Source organism: Leptolyngbya cf. ectocarpi LEGE 11479 (genome assembly GCF_015207065.1).
In the GTDB taxonomy this organism is placed as follows: Bacteria; Cyanobacteriota; Cyanobacteriia; order Phormidesmidales; family Phormidesmidaceae; genus Leptothoe; species Leptothoe ectocarpi.
The window spans coordinates 1-2170 of sequence record NZ_JADEXP010000576.1 but is presented as its reverse complement, the minus strand read 5'-3'; the positions used below and the strand labels follow the sequence as shown (position 1 = coordinate 2170).

Here is a 2170-nt window from a genome sequence, read left to right as displayed (position 1 = left end):
GTCTGAGATCTAGCGGCTTCCCAAGACTGGCTTGAAAGATAACCATAGAAATTAGCCACAACGGTTTGGGCTGCTGCTGGTGTCAGTTCAATGTCAGCTTCCTCCGATGGTGCGGAGACAACAGGCGGTTCAGATAGCTCAGACGGCTCAGGGAGAGCAGATGGCTCAGGTGACTCGGGTGGCTCAGATAGCTGCTCAGGTGACTCAGATGGCTCATCAGGGAGAGCAGATGGCTCAGGTGACTCGGCGGGCTGCTCAGAGAGAACAGATGGCTCAGGGAGAGCAGATGGATTGGTAGGGGGTGAGGCCGTATTGTCTTCTGCTATTTCAGGGTTGTTGGGAGCTACTGTTGTAGTACAGGCTCGTCCAATTAATAGACCGACTCCTAAAATCAGTAAACCAATGACAATGGTGGGAACCAAGCGTGTTTTCTGCGATGTTGAATCTGACGCTACGACGGTGGCCCTAGGGCTTCTGCTGGCAGCTTCAGACGGCTCGGGTCGTCGTCCCATGGCAGGCACGGTCAGCCCCGTCAGATTAGAGGGGGACGCTGGTTCTGTTCTTACTGAAGGGAACTTGCTAGGAGGCGCAGGCCGGGCCAGTTCTTGCGGCAATGATGCCATCGCATTCAGAGCTTCTTTGGCAGAGGGATAGCGAGCCCGAAAGTCGTAGCGCACCATGGTATCCAAAATAGCCCTCAGCTCAGGATGCAGCTGCGACGCGTAAGGGTGCCAGTCGATTTCCCCAGTTTGCTCATGGGGCATCAGCTGCTTGGGTAATAATCCCGTGATTGCCTGAATCGCCATGATGCCAACGGCATAGACATCGCTACTAAACTGGGGCTGACCGGCCAGCTGCTCGCTGGGCATGTAGCCATGGGTACCAATGGAAATGGTGTGACTAAGCCCCGACCCAGCTGGCTGAGTTCCTGCCTGTTTTACAGCGCCAAAGTCGATCAGGACAATGCGATTGTCTTTATCCCTACGAATCAGATTTGATGGCTTCAGGTCCCGATGAATCACCCGATGCCCATGGACAAAGGCCAATGTCTCTAGCACATCTCGCAGAAAGTTAACCACTTTGGCGACATCCCACGGAGTGATGTCAAACTCATCGGCCAGCGAATGCCCCTCGATTAGTTCCTGGGCCAGATAGAATTCCTTATTGTCCTCAAAGTGGGCCAGCAGCAGGGGGATTTGCGGATAGGAGCCCAGCTGATAAAGGACTTTGGCTTCTGTATCGAATAACCGGCGGGCAACCTGTAATCCCTCAGCGTCTTCTACCTGGGGCTTCAGCTGCTTAACCACGCATAAAGGATGTCCTGGCAGATGCAGGTCCTGGGCGCGAAAGGTTTGCCCAAAGCCACCGGCTCCCAGACTTTCCACGATTTTGTATCGGCCTCCCAGGGGCTGGTCTGACCTGTTTTGGCGTAAGAAGTTGAGGTCCATCGGTTTAGAGCGCAGAGTAGGTTGGATTGAGGTACGAAACCCAACGATAGGTTGGATAAAGCAGAAACGTCTAGCTGCAAAGAGTTAATCTGTTTCAGGCGAATATATTTCGGTGGCGTCTTTGTCTGAGATTACCGGATTTGAGGGCGATTCGACGCTTTTTGCCTGGGCCGCAGGTGAATCTTGATAGAACTGATAGAGGGCCTGGCTGTCTTCAAAGCTATCTTCAAAGTCACGGTCGTCGGTCAGGGCATAGATTAGCCCTTTTTGGAGCAGCCATTGAGCTACTAGCATGGCTCCTGCATGGGTATAGTCCCGCTTTTGCTGCAGCCATTCCAGCACGACTTTACCCGTAAAGTAGGTGGGCGGCGCATCCGGCTGGTCTGGGCTTGCCTGTCGTTCAATCCCCTGAGGGCCTCGCATCGCTTCAGCTAATGTCTCGACATCGAGATTGGCCAACAGGTCGGGTAGGGGAGCTGTCTGCTCTGTTGTTTGTTCGGGCGGCAGGTCAACTGCGGGGTCGTCGGGCAGCTCGCTAGACGAAACGGAGGGAGGAACCTCGGATGGCAGAGATTCTGGGGGCGAGGTAGTGGGATAGGAACTTGAGATACCGATGGCCTGCTGTTTGAAAATAGCCAAAAGTTCGTCTAGCTGGGGCGATTGCAAATTCATATCACATTGAGGAAACGGTATTTCAATGTCGTAGTGGCGCAGGCTAGCCT

Annotated in this window: 2 protein-coding genes; both read right to left on the bottom strand. The window is 53.9% G+C overall.

The window, feature by feature from the left end; all coding sequences use genetic code 11:
* On the bottom strand, positions 1 to 1448 hold a 1448-nt coding region (locus IQ260_RS30070; RefSeq protein ID WP_193996719.1), incomplete at its 3' end, for a serine/threonine-protein kinase.
* 84 nt (positions 1449 to 1532) lie between these two features.
* A partial coding sequence (locus IQ260_RS30065) for a hypothetical protein (protein ID WP_228016568.1) occupies positions 1533 to 2170 on the bottom strand: 638 nt, incomplete at its 5' end.